This window comes from Streptomyces sp. NPDC101191 (genome assembly GCF_044767915.1).
Classification (GTDB): Bacteria; Actinomycetota; Actinomycetes; order Streptomycetales; family Streptomycetaceae; genus Streptomyces.
The window spans coordinates 71,699-90,048 of sequence record NZ_JBIWOU010000006.1 but is presented as its reverse complement, the minus strand read 5'-3'; the positions used below and the strand labels follow the sequence as shown (position 1 = coordinate 90,048).

At 73.5% G+C, this 18,350-nt stretch carries 17 protein-coding genes; 9 read left to right on the top strand and 8 right to left on the bottom strand.

The window, feature by feature from the left end; genetic code table 11:
- Window positions 1–27: 27 nt before the first annotated feature.
- The 3 genes from ACIRQF_RS23435 to ACIRQF_RS23425 form a co-directional block, all read right to left on the bottom strand.
- Window positions 28–1,530: an MFS transporter gene (locus ACIRQF_RS23435; protein ID WP_404094725.1), complete on the bottom strand. Its 1,503-nt coding sequence runs from the start codon at window positions 1,528–1,530 to the stop codon at window positions 28–30.
- A gap of 116 nt (window positions 1,531–1,646) precedes the next feature.
- The gene (locus ACIRQF_RS23430; protein ID WP_404094723.1) at window positions 1,647–2,837 is read right to left on the bottom strand and encodes a lipid-transfer protein; all 1,191 of its coding nucleotides are present in this window, start codon (window positions 2,835–2,837) and stop codon (window positions 1,647–1,649) included.
- An 11-nt stretch (window positions 2,838–2,848) separates the two neighbouring features.
- Window positions 2,849–5,026, bottom strand: coding sequence for an acyl-CoA dehydrogenase (locus ACIRQF_RS23425; RefSeq protein WP_404094721.1), 2,178 nt, complete (start codon window positions 5,024–5,026; stop codon window positions 2,849–2,851).
- 493 nt (window positions 5,027–5,519) lie between these two features.
- Here ACIRQF_RS23425 and ACIRQF_RS23420 point away from each other — a divergent pair, with 493 nt between their 5' ends.
- Together ACIRQF_RS23420 and ACIRQF_RS23415 are read left to right on the top strand one after the other, a co-directional pair.
- On the top strand, window positions 5,520–7,160 hold the full coding sequence (locus tag ACIRQF_RS23420) for a TROVE domain-containing protein (protein ID WP_404095461.1): 1,641 nt from the start codon (window positions 5,520–5,522) through the stop codon (window positions 7,158–7,160).
- Between the two features lie 92 nt (window positions 7,161–7,252).
- Window positions 7,253–7,705, top strand: coding sequence for a DUF4259 domain-containing protein (locus tag ACIRQF_RS23415; protein WP_404094718.1), 453 nt, complete (start codon window positions 7,253–7,255; stop codon window positions 7,703–7,705).
- Between the two features lie 75 nt (window positions 7,706–7,780).
- Here ACIRQF_RS23415 and ACIRQF_RS23410 read toward each other — a convergent pair whose 3' ends face one another.
- Entirely contained in the window at window positions 7,781–8,053 is a 273-nt protein-coding gene (locus tag ACIRQF_RS23410) for a DUF397 domain-containing protein (RefSeq protein WP_404094716.1), read from the bottom strand.
- The gene (locus ACIRQF_RS23405; RefSeq protein ID WP_404094713.1) at window positions 8,022–8,861 is read right to left on the bottom strand and encodes a Scr1 family TA system antitoxin-like transcriptional regulator; all 840 of its coding nucleotides are present in this window, start codon (window positions 8,859–8,861) and stop codon (window positions 8,022–8,024) included. Before ACIRQF_RS23405 ends, ACIRQF_RS23410 begins: the two co-directional genes overlap by 32 nt.
- An 84-nt stretch (window positions 8,862–8,945) precedes the next feature.
- Here ACIRQF_RS23405 and ACIRQF_RS23400 point away from each other — a divergent pair, with 84 nt between their 5' ends.
- Window positions 8,946–9,353, top strand: a complete 408-nt coding sequence (locus tag ACIRQF_RS23400; protein WP_393001338.1) for an ATP-binding protein — start codon at window positions 8,946–8,948, stop codon at window positions 9,351–9,353.
- Between the two features lie 49 nt (window positions 9,354–9,402).
- Window positions 9,403–10,038 carry a class I SAM-dependent methyltransferase gene (locus ACIRQF_RS23395; RefSeq protein ID WP_404094708.1) on the top strand — a complete coding sequence of 212 codons (636 nt, stop codon included), beginning with the start codon at window positions 9,403–9,405 and terminating at the stop codon, window positions 10,036–10,038.
- Here the strand turns inward: ACIRQF_RS23395 and ACIRQF_RS23390 are convergent.
- On the bottom strand, window positions 10,035–10,838 hold the full coding sequence (locus ACIRQF_RS23390) for an alpha/beta fold hydrolase (protein WP_404094705.1): 804 nt from the start codon (window positions 10,836–10,838) through the stop codon (window positions 10,035–10,037). The genes ACIRQF_RS23395 and ACIRQF_RS23390 overlap by 4 nt on opposite strands.
- Before the next feature lie 191 nt (window positions 10,839–11,029).
- On the opposite strand from ACIRQF_RS23390, the gene ACIRQF_RS23385 reads away from it, so the two are divergent.
- Window positions 11,030–11,560, top strand: coding sequence for a PadR family transcriptional regulator (locus tag ACIRQF_RS23385; protein ID WP_382483366.1), 531 nt, complete (start codon window positions 11,030–11,032; stop codon window positions 11,558–11,560).
- A 27-nt stretch (window positions 11,561–11,587) separates the two neighbouring features.
- Here ACIRQF_RS23385 and ACIRQF_RS23380 read toward each other — a convergent pair whose 3' ends face one another.
- Window positions 11,588–13,117 (bottom strand): hypothetical protein, encoded by a 1,530-nt coding sequence (locus ACIRQF_RS23380; protein WP_389749816.1) that lies wholly within the window; start codon window positions 13,115–13,117, stop codon window positions 11,588–11,590.
- A gap of 532 nt (window positions 13,118–13,649) precedes the next feature.
- Between ACIRQF_RS23380 and ACIRQF_RS23375 the strand changes: the two genes are divergently transcribed.
- The 3 genes from ACIRQF_RS23375 to ACIRQF_RS23365 all read left to right on the top strand — a co-directional run bounded on the left by ACIRQF_RS23375 (window position 13,650) and on the right by ACIRQF_RS23365 (window position 16,611).
- On the top strand, window positions 13,650–14,507 hold the full coding sequence (locus ACIRQF_RS23375; protein ID WP_389749818.1) for an N-acetylmuramoyl-L-alanine amidase: 858 nt from the start codon (window positions 13,650–13,652) through the stop codon (window positions 14,505–14,507).
- Window positions 14,508–14,620: 113 nt separating this feature from the next.
- On the top strand, window positions 14,621–15,481 hold the full coding sequence (locus tag ACIRQF_RS23370) for a DUF5336 domain-containing protein (protein WP_376637291.1): 861 nt from the start codon (window positions 14,621–14,623) through the stop codon (window positions 15,479–15,481).
- A 119-nt stretch (window positions 15,482–15,600) separates the two neighbouring features.
- Window positions 15,601–16,611: an LLM class F420-dependent oxidoreductase gene (locus ACIRQF_RS23365; RefSeq protein WP_404094700.1), complete on the top strand. Its 1,011-nt coding sequence runs from the start codon at window positions 15,601–15,603 to the stop codon at window positions 16,609–16,611.
- A gap of 24 nt (window positions 16,612–16,635) precedes the next feature.
- Here ACIRQF_RS23365 and ACIRQF_RS23360 read toward each other — a convergent pair whose 3' ends face one another.
- A complete protein-coding gene (locus tag ACIRQF_RS23360; protein WP_404094698.1) occupies window positions 16,636–17,196 on the bottom strand; it encodes a hypothetical protein in 561 nt (186 codons plus the stop codon).
- A 265-nt stretch (window positions 17,197–17,461) separates the two neighbouring features.
- Between ACIRQF_RS23360 and ACIRQF_RS23355 the strand changes: the two genes are divergently transcribed.
- Window positions 17,462–18,295, top strand: a complete 834-nt coding sequence (locus ACIRQF_RS23355; protein WP_404094695.1) for a helix-turn-helix domain-containing protein — start codon at window positions 17,462–17,464, stop codon at window positions 18,293–18,295.
- Window positions 18,296–18,350: the final 55 nt, after the last annotated feature.

Sequence of the window (18,350 nt, the reverse complement as noted above, 5' to 3'; positions counted from 1 at the left end):
CTCCGGCCTTCACGAGCGGGAGCCCCGTCATCCGTCAGCGGATGTGGTCGGGGTCGGGCGTTCGCCGCGCGCCCGCTTCTCCAGCCTCGGCAGCCACACCGCCATCACCGCCGCCGTCCCCACCAGCACGCACGCCGCCGTGCGGAAGGCTGCCGCGTAGCCGGAGGTCAGGGCTTCCGCGGTGGTGGCGCCGGCGGTGACCGTGGCGGCGACCGTGGAGAGGGTGGCCAGGCCCAGGGCGCCGCCCATGGTGCGGGAGGTGTTGATGAGGCCGGAGGCGAGGCCCGCCTCGGAGGGGGGTGCCTGGGTGGTGGCGAGGACCGCGAGGGGGGTGGAGGCCATGCCGATGCCGAACATCATCAGGATGCCCGGGAGCAGGATCGCCGTCAGGTAGGTGCCGTCCACCGTCATCGTGGACTGCCAGGCGAAGCCCGACGCCGCGACCAGGGCGCCCGTCACCGCGACCGTGCGGGCGCCGAAGGCGGGCAGGAGGCGCGGGGCCAGTTTCGAGCCGGCGATGACGCTCGCCGAGCTGGGGACGAGGGCCAGGCCGGCCTCAAGCGGCGGGTAGCCCAGGACGTTCTGGGCGTACAGCGTCATGAAGAACCACATGCCGAAGGACGACGAACCGCACAGCAGCATCGTCACGTTCGCCGCCGACACCGCCCGTGTGCGGAAGGTGCGCAGGGGCATCAGCGGGGCCGGGGCCCGGCGTTCGACCAGGACGAACGACAGCAGCAGGAGGGCGCCGGCCGCCAGGGGGGCCACGGTCGATGCGGAGGTCCAGCCCGACTCCTCCGTCTGCACGATGCCGTACGCCAGGGTCGCCAGGCCCGCCGTCACCAGGATCGCGCCCGGCAGGTCCAGGCGGCGGCCGCCCTCGACCCGGCTCTCGGTCAGCCACAGCAGGGCGCCGGCCAGGACCACGGCGCCGATGGGGACGTTGATGAGCAGGACCCAGCGCCAGGACAGCAGGTCCACCAGCGCACCGCCGATGAAGCCGCCCGCCGCGCCGCCGGCCGCGCCGACCGCCGTCCAGGTGCCGACGGCCCGGGAGCGGGCCGCGCCCTCCGGGACCGTGGCGGTGACCAGCGTGAGGGTCGAGGGGGAGAGCACGGCCGCGCCCAGGCCCTGGACCGCGCGGGCGGCGAGCAGGTGCCAGCCCTCCTGCGCCAGGCCGCCGGCCACCGAGGCCAGGGTGAAGAGGCTCAGGCCCGCCACGAACATGCGCTTGCGGCCGAAGAGGTCCGCCGCCCGTCCGCCCAGCAGCATGAAGCCCGCGAACGCGATGGAGTACACGCTCACCACCCACTGCAGGCCCGTCGCCGTGAGCCCGAGCTCCGTCCGCATCGACGGCAGCGCCACGTTCACGACGGACACGTCGAGGATGACGAGGAACTGGCCCGCGCAGGCGACCAGGACCACCGGCCACACGCGGACGGGTGGGGCGGGCGGGGCGGGGGTGGATATGGAGGGGGCGGTCGGGGCTGCGGGGTCGGGGGTCTTCCCTGTGATCTCGGGTCGCGGCATGCGTGTCATGGTCGCAGACCCGCCCCGACCCGTACATCACCCGGATCTGTATCTCGCCGATCCCGCCCGCGAGCAGGGCCGGAACCGCCGCTCCCCCCTCTCTTCGTACCCCGCCGTCACTGCGTGCGCAGCATCGTCACCACCGCCGCCCCGCCCAGGCCGATGTTGTGCGCGAGGCCCACCCGCGCTCCCGGGACCTGCCGTGGGCCCGCCTCGCCGCGCAGGTGCCAGACGAGTTCCGCCGCCTGCGCCAGACCCGTCGCGCCCAGCGGGTGGCCCTTGGAGATGAGGCCGCCGGAGGGGTTCACGACCCAGCGGCCGCCGTACGTCGTCGCGCCCGACTCCACGAGCTTGCCGGACGCGCCCTCCTCGCACATGCCCAGGGCCTCGTACGTCAGCAGCTCGTTGATCGAGAAGCAGTCGTGGAGTTCGATCACGTCGACGTCCTCGATGCCGAGTCCGGACTGCTCGTAGACCTGTCGCGCCGCCGCCCGGGACATCGGGCGTCCGACGACGTCGATGCACGAGCCCGAGGCGAAGGACTCCTCCGTGTCCGTCGTCATGGCCTGGGCCGCGATCTCCACCGCCCGGTCCCCCAGGCCGTGTTCGGCGACGAAGCGCTCCGACACCACGACCGCGGCCGCCGCGCCGTCCGAGGTCGGCGAGCACTGGAGCTTGGTCAGCGGACGGTGGATGGTCCTGGCCGCCAGGATCTCCTCGACCGAGTAGACGTCCTGGAACTGGGCGTTCGGGTTGCGGGAGGAGTGGCGGTGGTTCTTGGCCGCGACCGCTGCCAGCTGGATCTCCGTCGTGCCGTAGCGGTCCATGTGCTCCCGGGCCGCGTTGCCGAAGATCTGCGCGGTCGGCGGGGTCATCTCGAAGCCGTGACCGGCGGCCATGATCCCGTAGTGCCGGGCCACGGGCGACGTCGCGAAGTCGCCGCCGTCCGAGCCGCCGCCCAGTGCGCCCCGCGCCATCTTCTCGAAGCCCAGCGCCAGGACGCAGTCCGCGATCCCGCCCTCCACGAACTGTCGCGCCATCATCAGCGCCGTCGAGGCCGTCGCGCAGTTGTTGTTGACGTTGTAGACGGGGACGCCGGTCAGCCCCAGCTCGTACGCGGCGCGCTGGCCGGCCGTCGAGGCCTGGAAGCAGTAGCCGACGGGGACCTGCTCGACGAGGCCGTACGGGATGCCGGCGTCGGCCAGGGCGGCGGTGCCGGCCTCCTTCGCCATGTCCCAGTACTGCCAGTCCCGGGTCTCCGGCTTCTCGAACTTCGTCATGCCGACGCCCACGATGTACGACTTCATGGAGGCCTCTCTCAGTCTCTCGGGAGGCCGAGCAGGCGCTCGGCCACGACGTTCAGCTGCACTTGCGTCGTCCCGCCCGCGATCGTCAGGCAGCGCGACATGAGCAGCCCGTGGACGGCCCGTCGGCCCGGCCCCTCCGCCACCGCGCCCGCCGGGCCCAGGAGTTCGAGGCCGAGCTCGGCGACCTTCTGCTGGTGGAGGGTCTGGACGAGCTTGCGGACGCTGGCGCCCGGGCCGGGTTCGATTCCGGACACCTGGAGGAGGGTGGTGCGCAGGCCGATGCAGGCGAGGGCGTGCGCCTCGGCGACGAGGGCGCCGATCCTGACGCGTACGGAGGTGTCGGCCGTGGCGGAGGCGGCGACGAGAGCTTCCAGGCCGGTGTCGAAGGCGACCTGGTCGGCCATGTGGACGCGTTCGTTGCCGAGCGTGTTGCGGGCGACCCGCCAGCCGTCGTCCACCTCGCCGACGACCGCGTCGGCGGGCAGGACGGCGTCGTCGAACCACACCTCGTTGAAGAGGGACTCCCCGGTGATCTCCTTGAGCGGGCGGATGTCGATGCCGTGGGTGTTCCTCATGTCGACGACGAAGTAGGTGAGACCGCGGTGCTTGGGCGCCCCGGGGTCCGTGCGGGCGAGCAGGATGCCGTAGTCGGCCCCCTGCGCGGCGCTCGTCCACACCTTCTGGCCGTTGATCCGCCAGCCGCCGCCCGTGCCGCCGCCGTCCGTGCGCTCGGCCCGGGTACGGAGGGAGGCGAGGTCCGAGCCGGCCTCGGGCTCGGAGAAGAGCTGGCACCACTGCTGCTCGCCGCGCAAGGTGGGGCCGAGGTGGCGTTCCCGCTGTTCCGGCGTCCCGTACGCCAGGAGGGAGGGGATGACCCAGGTGGCGATGGAGAGCGGGCTGAGGGTGATGCCCAGAGCCTCCATCTCCCTTTGTACGGCGAGCTGTTGCACGGGACCGGCGCCGAGTCCGTACGGCTCGGGGAGATGGGGGGCGGCGTAGCCGGTGCCGGCGAGGGCGCGGCGGGCGGCGCGCGGGTCGAGCCCCACGGCGGGGGCGAGTGCCTCGCGGGCGTCCGTACGGAACCGCTCGGCCTCTGCCGGAAGTTCGAGGCGCAGCTCGCGTCGGGTGCCCGCGGCGGCGTGCCGTACGGCGGTGACGCGGTGGGTGTCGCCGCCGCCGAGGAGCTGGCGGGCGACGAGCGCGCGGCGCAGGTGCAGATGGGCGTCGTGCTCCCAGGTGAAGCCGATGCCGCCGAGGATCTGGATGCAGTCCTTGGCGCAGCCGTAGGCCGTGTCGAGGGCGGTCGCGGCGGCGAGCGAGGCGGTCAGCGTCCGGACGCCGGGGTCCTCCTCGCGGGCCGCGCGGGCCGCGTCCCAGGCGAGGGCGCGGGCCTGTTCGAGGCGGACGAGCATGTCGGCGCACAGGTGCTTGACGCCCTGGAAGCGCCCGATGGGCTTCCCGAACTGGACGCGGGTGCGGGCGTGTTCGGCCGCCGTGTCGACCGCGCGGGCGGCGGTGCCGCAGGCGTCCGCGGCGAGGAGGACGGCGGCGAGGTCGCGGACGAGGGCGGAGTCGAGGCCTGTCAGCTGCCGTCCGGCGGGCACGAGGACGCCGTCGGCGGTGACCTCGGCGGTGGGCCGGGTGGGGTCGGCGCTGTCGTGGGGGCGGACGGCGAGGGTGTCGGCGTCCACGGCCAGCCAGACGGTGCCGTCGGCGGTCGCGGCGGCGAGGACCAGCAGGTCGGCGCCGGCGCCGCCGAGGACGGGAGGGGCGACGCCGTCGAGCGCGTACCCGCCGTCGGTGCGGACCGCGGTGAGCGTGCCGGCGCCGAGCGCCACGGCGGCGATCCGCTCGCCCGCGGCGACGGCGGCGGCCTCCTCGGCGCGACCGGCGCGGTGGAGCAGCTCGCCGGCGAGGACGCTCGGCAGGTACGGCCCGGGGAGCAGGGCCCGCCCGGCCTCCTCCAGGACGACGGCCAGGTCGACCAGGTCGCCGCCCCCGCCGCCGCGCTCCTCCGGGAGATGGATCCCGAGCAGGCCCTGCCGGGCGGCCCCGTCCCAGTAGGCGGGGCGGCCGGCGTCGGGCGCGTCGAGCAGTTTGCGTACGGCCTCGGGCGGTACGGCGCGGGTGAGCCAGCCGCGGACGGATCGGGCGAGCTCCCGCTGTTCGTGCGTGATGGCGATGCCCATGGCACGGCAGACTAGAACACGTTCCAATCTGACGGAAGGTCAGAAACAGCGTCGGATTCGCTGCCGGACTCCCTGCCGGACGGGCTGTCCGATCCGGACGCGGGCCCGGACGCGCACCCCCGGCCGCGGGGCCGCCGGGTGGAGGGCGCGAACGGGCCTGGCGCCGGTGGCATTTAATCGCTGGTGCGCGCCGGGCGGCGCTTGTACGTTGAGCGTGCGACCGCGCCGCCGATGCGCTCGGCTGCGGCTACTTCCTTCTGACAACCAAAGTGACGCCGCGGCCCCTTTGATCTCGGCGTGCGCGGCCGTCCGCCGCCCCGCCGCCGGGCCGGTCTCGGGGTCGTCCGCGCCCTTCGCCGACGTCGCCGCCGCTCTCGCAGCCTTCGCCGCCTCAGCCGCCCTCGCCGCCTTCGCCGCCTTCGTCTCCTCGCATCCGGGGGAATCCCTGCCTCGTTACCGCCACCGCCCACGCGTCGACAAGATGTGGTCCGAGATGCTCGTCACCCCGCCCGTCGCGGCCGCCGCCCGCTCCCTGCCTCCCACGCGCTTCCATGTCCCCGCCGTCAGGTCGGACCTCCGCACCTACGCAGGCGGACCGGCCTTCGTCCGGGAGCCCCGCGAGGAGCTCTTCCTCCTCGCGGTCGGCAACTTCGTCACCCAGGACACCTTCTACGAGAGCGGCACGGACCGGGACGCCCGCTACACCCGTCTGGTCGGTGAACTCGCCGTCGAGGACCCCACGTGGACCGCCGGCCTGCTGCGCTGGCTCCGCGGCGAGGGCAGCATGCGCACGGCGTCCCTGGTGGGCGCCGCCGCATACGTACGGGCCCGGCTCCTGGCCGGGTCCACCGAGGGACCCTCCAACCGGTCCGTGATCGACTCGGTGCTCCAGCGCGCCGACGAGCCGGGCGAACTGCTCGCCCACTGGATCGCCGCGTACGGACGGAAGGTGCCGACGCCGGTGAAGCGGGGCATCGCCGACGCCGTACGCCGGCTCTACACGTCCCGGTCCCTGCTGAAGTACGACACGGCGTCCAAGAACTTCCGCTTCGGTGACGTGCTCAACCTGGTGCACGCCTCGCCGGACCCGGAGAAGCCCTGGCAGGGCGCGCTCTTCCGGTACGCCCTGGACCGCCGCCACCACCCGGAGCAGGCGGTTCCGCCGGCCTCCGACCCCACGCTGACCGCCCACCGGGCGCTCATGGATGCGGCCGCGGACGAGCGGCGGACACTGGTGACCGGGCCGGGCGGCTCCGGGCGACTGGCCGAAGCGGGCATGACGTGGGAAGGGTTGGCGGGCTGGCTCCAGGGACCCCTGGACGCCGCCGTCTGGGAGGCCGTGATCCCCGCGATGGGGCCGATGGCCCTCGTAAGGAACCTGCGGAACTTCGACGAGGCCGGGGTCTCGGACGAGGTCGCCGCCCGGGTCGCCGGGCGCCTCTCGGACCCCGCCGAGGTCGCCCGCTCCCGGCAGTTCCCCTTCCGCTACCTGGCCGCCCACCGGCACGCTCCGTCCCCGCGCTGGTCGGCGGCGCTGGAACGGGCCCTGGGCCACTCCCTGGCCAACGTCCCGAGCCTGCCCGGCCGGACCCTGATCCTCGTGGACCGGTCGGACTCCATGTTCTGGGACACCGTCTCCGAGAGGTCCACGCTGACCCGGGCGGACGCGGCGGGCGTGTTCGGCGCCGCGCTGGCCCTGCGCGCCGAGGAGGCGGATCTGGTGGAGTTCGGCTGGAACAGCGCGGAGGTGCCGTTCGCGCCGGGCGAGCCGGTCCTGGAGGTGCTGGGCCGCTTCCACAAGCTCGGGGGCACGTACACCACGAAGGCCCTGCGGACCCACTTCCGGGAGCACGACCGGGTCCTGATCGTCACCGACGAGCAGAACGCCTCCTACGACCCCGGCGGCCCGGCCGAGCCCGTCCCCGCAGAGGTCCCGGTCTACACCTGGAACCTCGCGGGATACCAGCCGGCCCACGGCCCCACCGGCCCGCACCGGCACACCTTCGGCGGCCTGACGGACGCCGCCTTCCGGATCGTCGGCCTCATCGAGGCGGGCAGCGGGGCCGCCTGGCCGTGGACCGCCGCCCCGGCCTCACCCCTGCCTCCGGAAGGCGCTCCGGTCTCCGGGCCGTGACCCGCACCCACTCCGGGGGGCGTTGTCAGTGCTCCCTGCCACGATGCCGGAACGAGTGAGCGACAGCATCAGAAGCAGAGAGCGAGCACGCCATGGGCACCTGGGACATCGGCCCCTTCGACAACGACACGGCCGCCGACTTCTCCTACACGGTGGACGAGGCCCCCGCGGAGAAGAAGGCGGACGTGCTGCTGGCGGCCTTCCGCGAGGTCGTCGGAACCGGCGAGGAGTATCTGGACGCCGACCTCGCGGTCGAGGCCGTCGCCGCGGCGGCCCTGGTCGCGGCCCAGTGCCCCGGCGGCGAGCCGGTCACCACCTCCTACGGCCCGGACGAGCCCCTCCCGGCGCTCCCCACGGAGCTCCGCCCGGTGGCCGTCGCCGCCCTCGACCGGGTGCTCGGCCCGGAGTCGGAACTCCTGGAGCTCTGGGAGGAGTCGGACGGCACGGAGTGGAAGGCGGGGATCGTGAAGCTGCGGGCGGTCCTGGCGGGACAGGCGGGGACCGCGGGGACGGGCGGGACCGCGGGAGCCACCCGGGCCGAGTGAGGAACAGGCGGCGGATCCGGGCGGCCCGGGCCGCGCGGGTGACGGCCGCACGTCCGACGAGCGCCGCCCCGCCGCTCAGCCCCCGAGCCGCCCCTCGGCCGCCGCCGCGACGAACGCCGCGAAGGCGGCGGGGCGGGCGAGGAGGACGGGGCCGGCGGGGTTCTTGGAGTCGCGGACGGCGACGTGAGCGGTGAGGTCGGCGACCTCGACGCAGTCGCCGCCGTCGGAACCGCTGTAGGGCGACTTACGCCAGGCGGCGGATCCCAGGGGGGTGCACTCGACGCACTCGCCGCCATCGGGGCCGCTGTACGAGGACTTACGCCACCTCAGATCCTGACTGGTGCGCATACCGCTCCCTCATCACGCGTTCGATCAGCGCCGCCGAGGCCTCACGTGAGAGGGCTGCGGCCTGCAGTCGAGCGTAACCGACGGCCCGCTCCCTGATCACCTGGTGATCGGCAGACATATGGCCTCCGCCATACACCGGCGCGTAGAAGAGGTCAGGATCTTCGTCGAAGCGCAGGAGATTGAATGAACCCATCAGCGCAGCGTGTTGGCCCACCTCGAACGGCAACACCTGCACCTGGATCCAGGGATGATCACAAAGGCCCAACAGCTCGGCAAGTTGATTTCGCATGATCTCGGCGCTCCCGATCTCCCGGTGGAGCACGGCCTCGTCGAGAACAACGCACAGCACAGGCGGGATCTCGCGTCCCAGGATGCGCTGGCGCTCCATTCGGGCCGCCACCATCTGGTCGAGCCAGTCGGGATTCTCGACACCCAGCACCGCGCGCGCGTACTCCTCCGTCTGCAACAGCCCGTAGACCAACTGCGCCTGATACGTGGAGATGTACGTCGCCCGCGCCTCCATTTCCGCGTACGGCTGGAACCACGTCGGCAGCTGGCTCCGCAGGACCAGCCCCACCAGCCGTGAGAAGTGGCCGCCCGTCATCAGAGCCGCGTCCAGTCGCTCCGAGAACTGCCGGGTCGGGACCTTCTTCGCCGTCTCGATCTGGCCGACGAGCGAAGCCGTACAGAAGAGCACGGCCCCCAACTGCTGCTGGTTGAGCCTCGCCTCCTCCCTCAGCCGGCGTAACTCCGACCCGTAGTAGTCCAGCGGCGACGCGCTGGGATCGAGGTTCCGGATGTTGACCACGGCGAGGGCACCCCCAAGCTCACGCTTTCACGCGTTGGTTCCGTTCCGTAGCCGAGCGTAACGAAGCGGGCCCACGCTGGTGCCATGAATCAGGCAACCGACCTCTATCCGGCGGAACTTGCCGGGACCTACCGCATGGCCTTCACCGTCGGTGAGCACTCCGCCGGTCACATGCGGCGCATCCTGCGCATGTTCCTCACGCGCTGGGGGCTCGACCACGTGACCGATTCCGCCGCGCTCGCGCTGACCGAGCTCGTCGCCAACGTGGTCCGGCACGTGCCCGGCCGCCGGTGCACCGTGCTGATCCTGCGCGAGCCGCACGGGCTGCGGGTGGAGGTCGCGGACGGGGTGCCGGGGACGCTCGTCGCGAAGGCCCCCGAGCCGCTCGCCGAGGGCGGGCGCGGACTGGCGCTGGTGGAGGCCGTGACCGACCGGTGGGGGGCCACGGAGACGCCCGCCGGAAAGACGGTGTGGTTCGAGTGCGACGCGTAGGGCACGATGGGCGCCCGTACACCTGTACCCGCCAGTAGGAGATCCGCCCATGGCCGCCGAGCCCACCCCCGAGATCCTTGCCGCCTTCGAGGCCGCGAAGGGCTTCATGCCGGTGAAGGAGGGGCTCGCGCTGTACGAGGCCGCCACCGGGGCCGCGAAGCTCGGGTTGCCGCTGCTGGAGGTCGGCACGTACTGCGGGCGCTCGACCCTCCTGCTGGCGGACGTCGCCCGGCAGACGGGGACCGTCGTGGTGACCGTGGACCACCACCGGGGCAGCGAGGAGCAGCAGCCGGGCTGGGAGTACCACGACCCGACCGTCGTCGACCCGGAGGTCGGCGTCATGGACACCCTGCCGACCTTCCGCCGGACCCTGCGCAAGGCCGGACTCGAGGACCACGTGATCGCGGTCGTCGGGCGGTCCCCGCAGGTCGCGAAGGTGTGGGCCGGGCAGCTCGGCTTCGTGTTCATCGACGGCGGGCACACCGACGAGCACGCCGGCAACGACTACGAGGGCTGGGCCCCCAAGGTCGCCGCCGGGGGCGTCCTCGTCATCCACGACGTGTTCCCGAACCCGGAGGACGGCGGGCAGGCTCCGTACCGCATCTACCTGCGGGCGCTGGAGTCCGGCGACTTCGAGGAGATCGCGGTCACGGACTCCCTCCGCGTCCTGCGCCGCCTGGCCTAGGACCTCCGCACCCCGGGCTCCGGAAGGGGCCGGGCCGCCGCCTCTTCGCCCGTGACCGCGCGGGTGAAGGCGTCGGGGTTGTCGAACATGATGTTGTGCCCGGCGCCGGGGACGACCACCACGTCCACGCCGGCGGCCCGGAGCCCGTCGGCTCCGGCCAGTTCGCCGCTCAGCTCGCCCTGGAGGTAGACGCGCTCGGCGCGCGCGTTCCGGAGCAGCAGCTCCCGCATCGGCGGCTCGGTGCCCCGCACCAGGTGCGTGGCGGTGCGGTGCAGCGCGAGCGGGTCCGCGAGGCGCATGGTCGCCGCCCAGGTGGGGCCGACGCGCTCCAGTACGCGGGCGAAGCCGCCGCCGTGCACGAACTCCTCCTCCGTGTACGAGGCGATGCCGCTGCTGCCCGCCTTGACCGGCGGGAAGGGGTCGAGGTTGCCCTCGGTGACGACGAGCCGGGACACGAGGTCGGGCCTGCGGTCCGCGAGGACGATGGCGACCGAACCGCCCATGCTGTGGCCGGCGATCACGCCCCCGGTCACCCCGGCCGCGTCGAGCACGGTGGCCAGCGCGTCCGCGTACTCCTCCAGGGTGTAGCCGAAGTCGGCGGGCCGGTCGCTGATGCCGTGGCCCGGCAGGTCCACGAAGAGGACCCGGCGGCCCGCCAGTTCCCGCCGGGCCGCGATGTGTGCGTGGTAGACCGTCGAGGCGGCGCCCAGGCCGTGCACGAACACCGTCGCCGGCCCCTCGCCGGGTGCCTCGGTCCATCGGATCACACTGCCCCGCGCGTCGAATCGGGCCTCACGCACTGTCCACTCCCCTGTCCGGCCCGCACGGGCCGCTCCGATGCCGCCTCGCGTGCGGCCACCCTGGCCACCGCGTCCGCGCGGGCAGGCATCCCGCCCCGTACGTCCCCGCCCGGCCACCGACGCGGCGACCATACATCGGCATCGTAGTACTACGCCATCGATGTACAGCGTCGATGCGTGAGAATGCAGGCATGCTGGAACTGTCGATCCTCGGATTCCTCTGCGAAGCGCCGCTGCACGGCTACGAGCTGCGCAAGCGCATCACCGCCCTGACCGGCCACGTGCGCCCGGTCGGCGAGTCCACGCTGTATCCGGCGCTCAAGCGGCTGGAGAAGGCCGGGCTCCTCGCGCGCGAGACCCAGCAGGGCCCCGCCGCCGCGCCCCGGCACGTCCTCAGCCTCACCGCGACCGGCAGGCTGGAGCTGCGCCGCCGGCTCGCCGAGCCCGAGGGCGCGGAGATCACGGACGAGAACCGCTGGTTCGTCCTGCTGACCTTCCTGCGCCACCTGGACGACCCGGCCGCACAGGCCGGGGTGCTGCGGCGCCGGTTGGCGTTCCTGGAGGAGCCGGCCAGCTTCTTCTACGACGGCGACCGGCCGCTGCGCGCCGAGGAGCTGGACGACCCTTTCCGGCGCGGCGTGCTGACGGTGGCCCGGGCCACCTCCGAAGCGGAGCTGGCGTGGCTCCGGGCCACCCTCGCCGAACTGGACCGCGCTTCCTAGGATCCGTCCGGCCTGATCCTCCGTGCCCTAGAACCCCGAGGTCACATAGAGGCAGTTGGTGTAGCTGTAGCCGGACTCGATCTTGGTCGTGCTCGGCTTCCTCATGCCCGACGAGGCGCCCGACCCGTCCCGCTTCTGCAGCATCTGGTAGTTGCCCGGGGGCAGTGTCAGGGTCCGCTTCGGGTACTTCGACGACGGTCCGGAGCAGGGCTTGGGGCCGCCGCCCCTGGGGACGATGAGCGTCGAGTACGACCGGCAGGTGGCGCAGGCCGGGATCGTGATGCGGCCGGTCACCGGTCCGGTGTAGAGGAGTTCGACCTCGCCCGGGCCGTCGTTGCTGACGACCATGACCATGCCGGAGCCGTCCGCGGTGGCGCCCGAGGGGACCTTGGCGCCGGCGGCCGGGCTCTCCTGGGCGATCTCGGCTGCGATGGCGACGTTGCGGGCCTGGGCGGTCTGCGGGCTCGACGGGTACGCCTTGGCGTAGTCGTCCATCGCCGAGACGGCCTCGCTGTACTCCTTCTTCTTGAAGTGGTCGATCCCGCAGGCGAAGTCGCCCCGCTGGATCGCCCCCTTCGTGTCCCGGCCCAGCGCCGCGAAGGTCGCGCTGGGCAGCAGGGCGACCGTGGTGTCGAAGCGGCGCAGCTCGGTGGCCGTGTCGCAGGGGGCGACCGCCAGCTTCTTGTCGTGCTCGCTCAGGTTCGCGCGGAGCGTGGGCTCGATCTTCTGCGTGAACGGCGACTGCGGGAAGGTGTCGAGCAGGGCGTTGAGGTGCTCGCCCGCCGTCGTCTCCGCGCCGGCCAGGCCGACCGTCCGGGTGCCGCACTCGAACCACGACTCGGCCAGCGGCTCGTCGGCCTTGCCGACCAGGCTGCCGAGCAGCTTGCGGTCGACGGTGTCGGGCAGCGCGCGCAGGTGCTTGAGGGCGGGGACGGCGGAGCAGTAGTCCTTCTTGTCGTAGGGCGCCGCGACCGTCTTGTAGTACGTGGCGAGCCGGTCGGGCACCTGCTTGCCGGCGCGCGAGCCGGCGTGCTCCGTACCGAGGTCCTGGTAGGTGGCGAGGGCCTGCTTGTAGGTCGACTCGACGCTGGTGAAGGACTGGCCCTCGCTCTGCTTCACCTGGGCGTCGGCGGCGGCCAGCCGGTCGAGGAGCGCCTGTTCGACGGCCTCGTCCCGCGCCGCGCCGTACGCGAGGCTGCCGCCGCCGGGGACGACGAGCAGCAGGGCGAGCGCGACGGGCAGCACCAGGCCCCGCCGGCCGGGCAGGGCCAGGGCCTCCGGGGCGGCGCGCAGTCCGCGCCGCGCGCCGTCGGCCGCGACGGCCAGCAGGAAGATCCCGTACGCGACGAGGGCCCCGAGCGGTATGCCGTCGGGATCGGCGGGCAGCGCGACGACCAGCAGGGCCACGGTGGCGGCCCAGCACAGGGCCGCGGACTTCCAGTGCTTGAGCAGGACGTAGCCGAGGCCCAGACAGGAGAGGTTCAGGAGGCCCGTGGCGACGGCCTGCGCCGGGTTCGCGGGGCCGGGCGGGGGAGGCGGGGGCGGGGGCGCTCCCAAGGGGCCGGGCGGCGGTCCGAAGCCCGGTGCGGGCCCGAATCCCGGTGCGGGCCCGGACGGGGGCGTGGGCGGCGGCGTGGCCCCCGGCAGCGTGGGCGGTGGCGTGGCCCCCGGCACCGCGTCGTACACCGGCGGGTGCGCGGGCGGCGGAGGCTGGCTCGCGGGATCCGGCCCCCCAGGAGCCTGGCTCGCGGACGACGGAGCCGGGCCCACGGAGGGCGGCGGGCTCGGCGGAGTGTTCTCGGGAGCCGGACCGCCGGGATCCGGTTCCCGCGCGCCGGTCCCCTGCGCGTCCCCCGGCGGGCCGGCTACCCGGGGGTCGCTGCCGCTCCCCTGTGCGCCCGGGCCGGTCCACTCCCAAGGCGATGGCTTTCTCGGTTCGTTGGTGCCGTTCTCGTGTTCCCCCGCCACCGGTCCCCCTCTGGTCGTCGCGACGGTTCCTCCGACTTACCCTTCACCATCCCCTCACACACGTTGCGCGCTCTCGGTTCCGCTGCGGGCATTCGCGGCGCTAAACGCCTACAGTCGCGGGGTGCCGTACGCCCATCGGAAGCTCCTCGCCGCCCTCGCCCTGCCGCTCGCCCTGTCGGGCTGCGCCGGCGAGGCGGTCCCCCAGTCCTCCCGCACCGCGGACGCCAAGGCCACCGCCTCGCACGCGCTGCCGAGCGCGAGCGCGAGCTCCGGCGCGAGCCCGAGCGCCGGCCGCGGCGGCGCGCTCCCCCTCGCGGGGCGGACGATCGTCGTCGACCCTGGCCATAATCCAGGGAATTTCCGGCATTCGGCGGAAATCAACAAGAAGGTGGATATCGGCACGAACCGCAAGGAGTGCGACACCACCGGGACATCCACGAACGCGGGCTACACCGAGGCGGCGTTCACCCTCGATGTTTCACACCGTCTCCGCGACCTCCTCGAGAAGCAGGGCGCGAAGGTGGTGCTCGTCCACGACGCCGATCGCCGCTACGGACCGTGCATCGACGAGCGGGCCCGGATCGGCAACACCGCGAAGCCCGACGCCGTCGTGTCCGTGCACGCGGACGGCTCGGCGACCGGGAACCGGGGCTTCCATGTGATCCTGCCGGCGCGGGTGCGCGGCGGCTCGGCCGACACCGCGAAGATCGTGGGTCCGTCTCGCATCCTGGGCGAGAACCTCGTCACACAGTTCGGCCGTGCGACCGGTTCAAAACCCGCCAACTACATCGGATCCGGCACCGGGTTGGACGTGCGGGACGATCTCGGGGGACTCAATCTCTCAACCGCCCCCAAGGTCTTCCTCGAATGCGGCAATATGCGTGATCCGAAGGATGCCGCGCTCCTGACCGACGCCGCGTGGCGCCAGAAGGCGGCGCAGGGGATCGCGAACGGCATCGGCGCCTATCTCAAGGGGTAGGCAAGGGGCAGCACCGAGCGGCGATCGGGCGAACGATAGATTCCCTCCGTACGATGGGGCCGCCCCCGTGCTTCGCGCCACCCCGACGAGACGACCCGACGAAGGACTCTTACGTGAATATCCGCTCCCTCACCCGAGGCGATGGCGTGCTGATCGGCGCAGCGGTGGTGCTGTTCATCGCCTCGTTCCTCGGCATCTCCGGCTGCGATGCGCCGGCCAACATCTGTGACCAGGTCGACTCGGCGTACTCGTGGGAGATGTCCCCGCTGGGCTGGGGGTCCTTCTTCCTGGGCATCGCCGGCGCCGCGCTCGTGGTCGCCTCGCGCGCCCTGCCGCAGCCGCGCAAGGTCGTCGGCCTCGACCTCGGCCAGGTGGGCGCCGCGTTCGCCGTCGCCTCCGCCTGGACCCTGCTGATGTGGGTCTTCGAGTCGGCGAACGCCGGCGCGGGCCTGATCCTCGGCCTCATCGCCTCCCTCGTCCTGGCCGCCGCCGCGGTGGCCGGCCCGCTGGTCCCGGCCCTGCAGGGTCCGCTCCTGGGCGCCCCGAAGCCGCAGTCCCCGCAGCCCTACGGCATGCAGCCGGGTCAGCCGGGCGTCCCCGGCGGCTACGGCTACCCGGGCGCGCAGCAGCAGCCGTACGGCGCCCAGCCCGACCCCTCGCTCGGCGGCCAGCCCTTCGGCGGCCAGCCGCAGCAGGCCCAGCAGCACATGCAGCCGCAGGCCCCGCACGACGCCCAGCCGCAGGCCGCCCAGGCCCAGGCCCAGGCGCCGGCCGGGGACTTCACCCCGTTCTGGTTCGCCGTCCCGGTGGCCCGTCCGCTCTACGGCGAGGACGGCTCCGCGGCGCCGATCGCCGAGCTGGCGCCCGGCACCTGGTACCTGGCGGTCGAGCAGCGCGGTCAGGCACTGGTCGCCCAGACCCAGGACGGCCGCCGCGGTGTCCTGCAGGACACCACCGGCATCCAGCGCGGCTGATCCGCACCCCCCACGCGTTCCCCGACGGCCCTCCGCCCGGATCCCTTCCGGGCGGGGGGCCGTTGCCGTACAGTCCGAGCCCCGTCGTCACTGACACATCGTCAGAAAGGCTGTGCGGCATGCGACTCGGACTCGCCCTCGGCTACTGGGGCCGCGGCCCCTCCCCCGCCCACCTCGACCTCGCCCGCGAGGCCGAACGGCTCGGCTACCACTCCGTGTGGACCGCCGAGGCCTGGGGCTCCGACGCCTTCACCGCGCTCACCTGGATCGCCGCCCACACCTCCCGGATCAGGCTCGGCACCGCCGTGGCGCAGATGGCCGCCCGCACGCCGACCGCCACCGCCATGCACGCGCTCACCCTCGACCACCTCTCCGGCGGGCGCATGATGCTCGGGCTCGGACTCTCGGGGCCGCAGGTCGTCGAGGGCTGGTACGGGCGCCCGTTCCCGCGCTCGCCGCTCACCGCGACCCGCGAGTACGTGGACGTGATCCGGCAGGTGCTGCGGCGCGAGGGGCCGGTCACGCTCGACGGGCGCTACCACCCCCACCCGTACACCGGCCCCGACGGCACCGGGCTCGGCAAGCCGCTGAAGCCGATCACCCACCCGCTGCGCGCCGGCCTGCCCGTACTCCTCGGCGCCGAAGGCCCCAAGAACATCGCGCAGACCCTCCGCATCGCCGACGGCTGGCTGCCCCTCTACTGGTCACCGAGCCGCTGGGCCGAGGTCTACGCCCTCCCCGACGCCCTGCCGGAGGACTTCCTGGTCGCGCCGATGGTCCGCGCCCAGGTGTGCGACGACGTCGCCGCGGGACTGCTGCCCGTCAAGGCGATGCTCGGCTTCTACATCGGCGGCATGGGACACGCCGCCCGCAACTTCCACGCCGACCTCATGGCGCGCATGGGCTACGAGGCCGAGGCCCGGCACATCCAGGAGCTCTTCGCCGCCGGGCGGCGCGAGGAGGCGGTGCTCGCGGTGCCGGACGCCTTCGCCGACGAGATCTCGCTCGTCGGCCCGAAGGAGCGGATCGCCGAACGCCTCGCGGAATGGCGGAAGGGCCCGGTGACCGACCTCCTGGTCACGGCACCGGACCCCGCCACGCTCCGTACGCTCGCCGAGCTCACGTCCTGACCCGGCGGACCGCCGCCGCGCCGGTCAGCCGCCGCCGAGCTGCGCCGTGCTCGGCACCTGGTCGACGACCTCGGCACCCGCGCTCTTCCCCGCGTCCTTGACGCTGTTGATGACGCCCTCGAACGCGCCGACGTCGCCGGCGGTCGCGTCGCCCTTGCGGAGCTTCGTCCCGAGGTCCTTCAGGGACTCGATGCCGGCGGTCAGCGGCGCCACCGCCTTGGAGAGCAGCGGATCGCCCTTGGCGTTGTTCACGGCCGCCTTGAGCCGGTTGTAGGTGAAGGCGCCCGCGAGGCCCGCCTTCACCAGGGCGAAGGTCCGCCCGTCCGCGCCCTTCTTGAACTTGCCCTCGCGGTACGGCTTGACGATCCACTGGTACGTGGCGCCCGCCGCCAGACCCGCGTTCGCGACGAACCGGGTCTTGGCCAGCTTCTGCTTCTCGAAGCTCGCCGAGGCCGTCGGGGTCGTGTCGGAGCCCGTGGTCAGGCTCTGCGAGCTGTCGCCGCCGCACGCCGCGGTCGTGGCGAGGAGCACACCGCACAGGAACAGGGCGACGACGGCGCGGCGCGCGCGGACGAGGCTGGGCACGGTGAGACCTCCCTGGGCCCCGGGGCTGCTCCGGGGGCTGTGGCGCCAGCCTCGCCCGGGGCGCCGGCATGCGCCAGCGGAGTGAGTCCGTACGGGTTCCGCGTCCCTCCTTCCCCTTGCGCCGCCCCTCATCTCCGCAGGTCAGAGCGCTGGGACGTCCCAGCGCGTCCCTGGGACGGCGGCGCCTCTGGTCCTCGTCCCGGGCGCCTTCGAGAGTGGATCACCGGCCCGGGACGGATCCGGGCGCGGGAGGTTCGAGAGTTCGATGGTCAGAGGTCGTGTGTGCACCGACGGTGGCCGGTGTCAGTGGTTCTACGGAAGGCCCGACGCCCGCCTGCGGCGGGGCGTCGGCACCTACCGGGGGTTCCGTTCGACGGCGGGCGTGCAGCAGGAGCGGCTGGTGGTGCCGAGCGGGCGGGTGTCGCTGCTCATCGGATTCGGCGGCGAGATGCGGGTGGGCGGGGCCGCCGGACGGCACACCTCGCTCGTGTCGGGCCTGCACACCCGAGCGCGGGTCCTCGGCCACGGCGGTGACGTGCACGGCGTCGAGCTCACCCTCGCGCCCTGGGCGGCCCACCGGCTCCTGGGCACCGCCTCGCTCGCCGAGCTCGCCGACACCCTGACCGACCCGGCCGACGTCCTGGGCCCCCGCGCCCGGCTCCTCGCCGAGCGCCTGGCGGCCGCCGCCGACTGGCCCGAGCGCTTCGCGCTCCTCGACGAGACGCTGCTGCGCTGGACGGCCGAGGCCACCGCCGGTGGGCCGTCCGCCGCCGTCCTGGAGGCCTGGCACGTCCTGGAGCGGTCCGGCGGCACCCTTCCGATCCGCGAGGTCGCCGCCGCCACCGGCTGGAGCCTGCGGCACCTGGAGACCCGATTCCGCGAACAGATCGGCCTCACCCCGAAGCGGCTGGCCCGGATCCTGCGCCTGAACCGCGCGATCCGGGAACTCACGGCCGGCACCGGGGCGGCCGACACCGCCGCGCGCTGCGGCTTCTACGACCAGGCCCACCTCAGCCGCGACTTCACGGCGATGACGGGCCTGCCCCCGGGGCGCTTCCTGGCGGAAAGGGCCGCCGCGAGCACATGGATCGCGGGCTGAAGGGCCACAGCGGTTTTTTCCAATACGCGGGTGCGCTGCGGATGTGAATCTGACG

What these genes read in the sequence shown, in the direction of transcription:
- ACIRQF_RS23435 (WP_404094725.1), bottom strand. Translation starts at nt 1,530, where the DNA reads ATGCCGCGACCCGAGATCACAGGGAAGACCCCCGACCCCGCAGCCCCG.
- ACIRQF_RS23430 (WP_404094723.1), bottom strand. Translation starts at nt 2,837, where the DNA reads ATGAAGTCGTACATCGTGGGCGTCGGCATGACGAAGTTCGAGAAGCCG.
- ACIRQF_RS23425 (WP_404094721.1), bottom strand. Translation starts at nt 5,026, where the DNA reads ATGGGCATCGCCATCACGCACGAACAGCGGGAGCTCGCCCGATCCGTC.
- ACIRQF_RS23420 (WP_404095461.1), top strand. Translation starts at nt 5,520, where the DNA reads ATGCTCGTCACCCCGCCCGTCGCGGCCGCCGCCCGCTCCCTGCCTCCC.
- ACIRQF_RS23415 (WP_404094718.1), top strand. Translation starts at nt 7,253, where the DNA reads ATGGGCACCTGGGACATCGGCCCCTTCGACAACGACACGGCCGCCGAC.
- ACIRQF_RS23410 (WP_404094716.1), bottom strand. Translation starts at nt 8,053, where the DNA reads ATGCGCACCAGTCAGGATCTGAGGTGGCGTAAGTCCTCGTACAGCGGC.
- ACIRQF_RS23400 (WP_393001338.1), top strand. Translation starts at nt 8,946, where the DNA reads ATGAATCAGGCAACCGACCTCTATCCGGCGGAACTTGCCGGGACCTAC.
- ACIRQF_RS23395 (WP_404094708.1), top strand. Translation starts at nt 9,403, where the DNA reads ATGGCCGCCGAGCCCACCCCCGAGATCCTTGCCGCCTTCGAGGCCGCG.
- ACIRQF_RS23385 (WP_382483366.1), top strand. Translation starts at nt 11,030, where the DNA reads ATGCTGGAACTGTCGATCCTCGGATTCCTCTGCGAAGCGCCGCTGCAC.
- ACIRQF_RS23365 (WP_404094700.1), top strand. Translation starts at nt 15,601, where the DNA reads ATGCGACTCGGACTCGCCCTCGGCTACTGGGGCCGCGGCCCCTCCCCC.
- ACIRQF_RS23355 (WP_404094695.1), top strand. Translation starts at nt 17,462, where the DNA reads ATGGTCAGAGGTCGTGTGTGCACCGACGGTGGCCGGTGTCAGTGGTTC.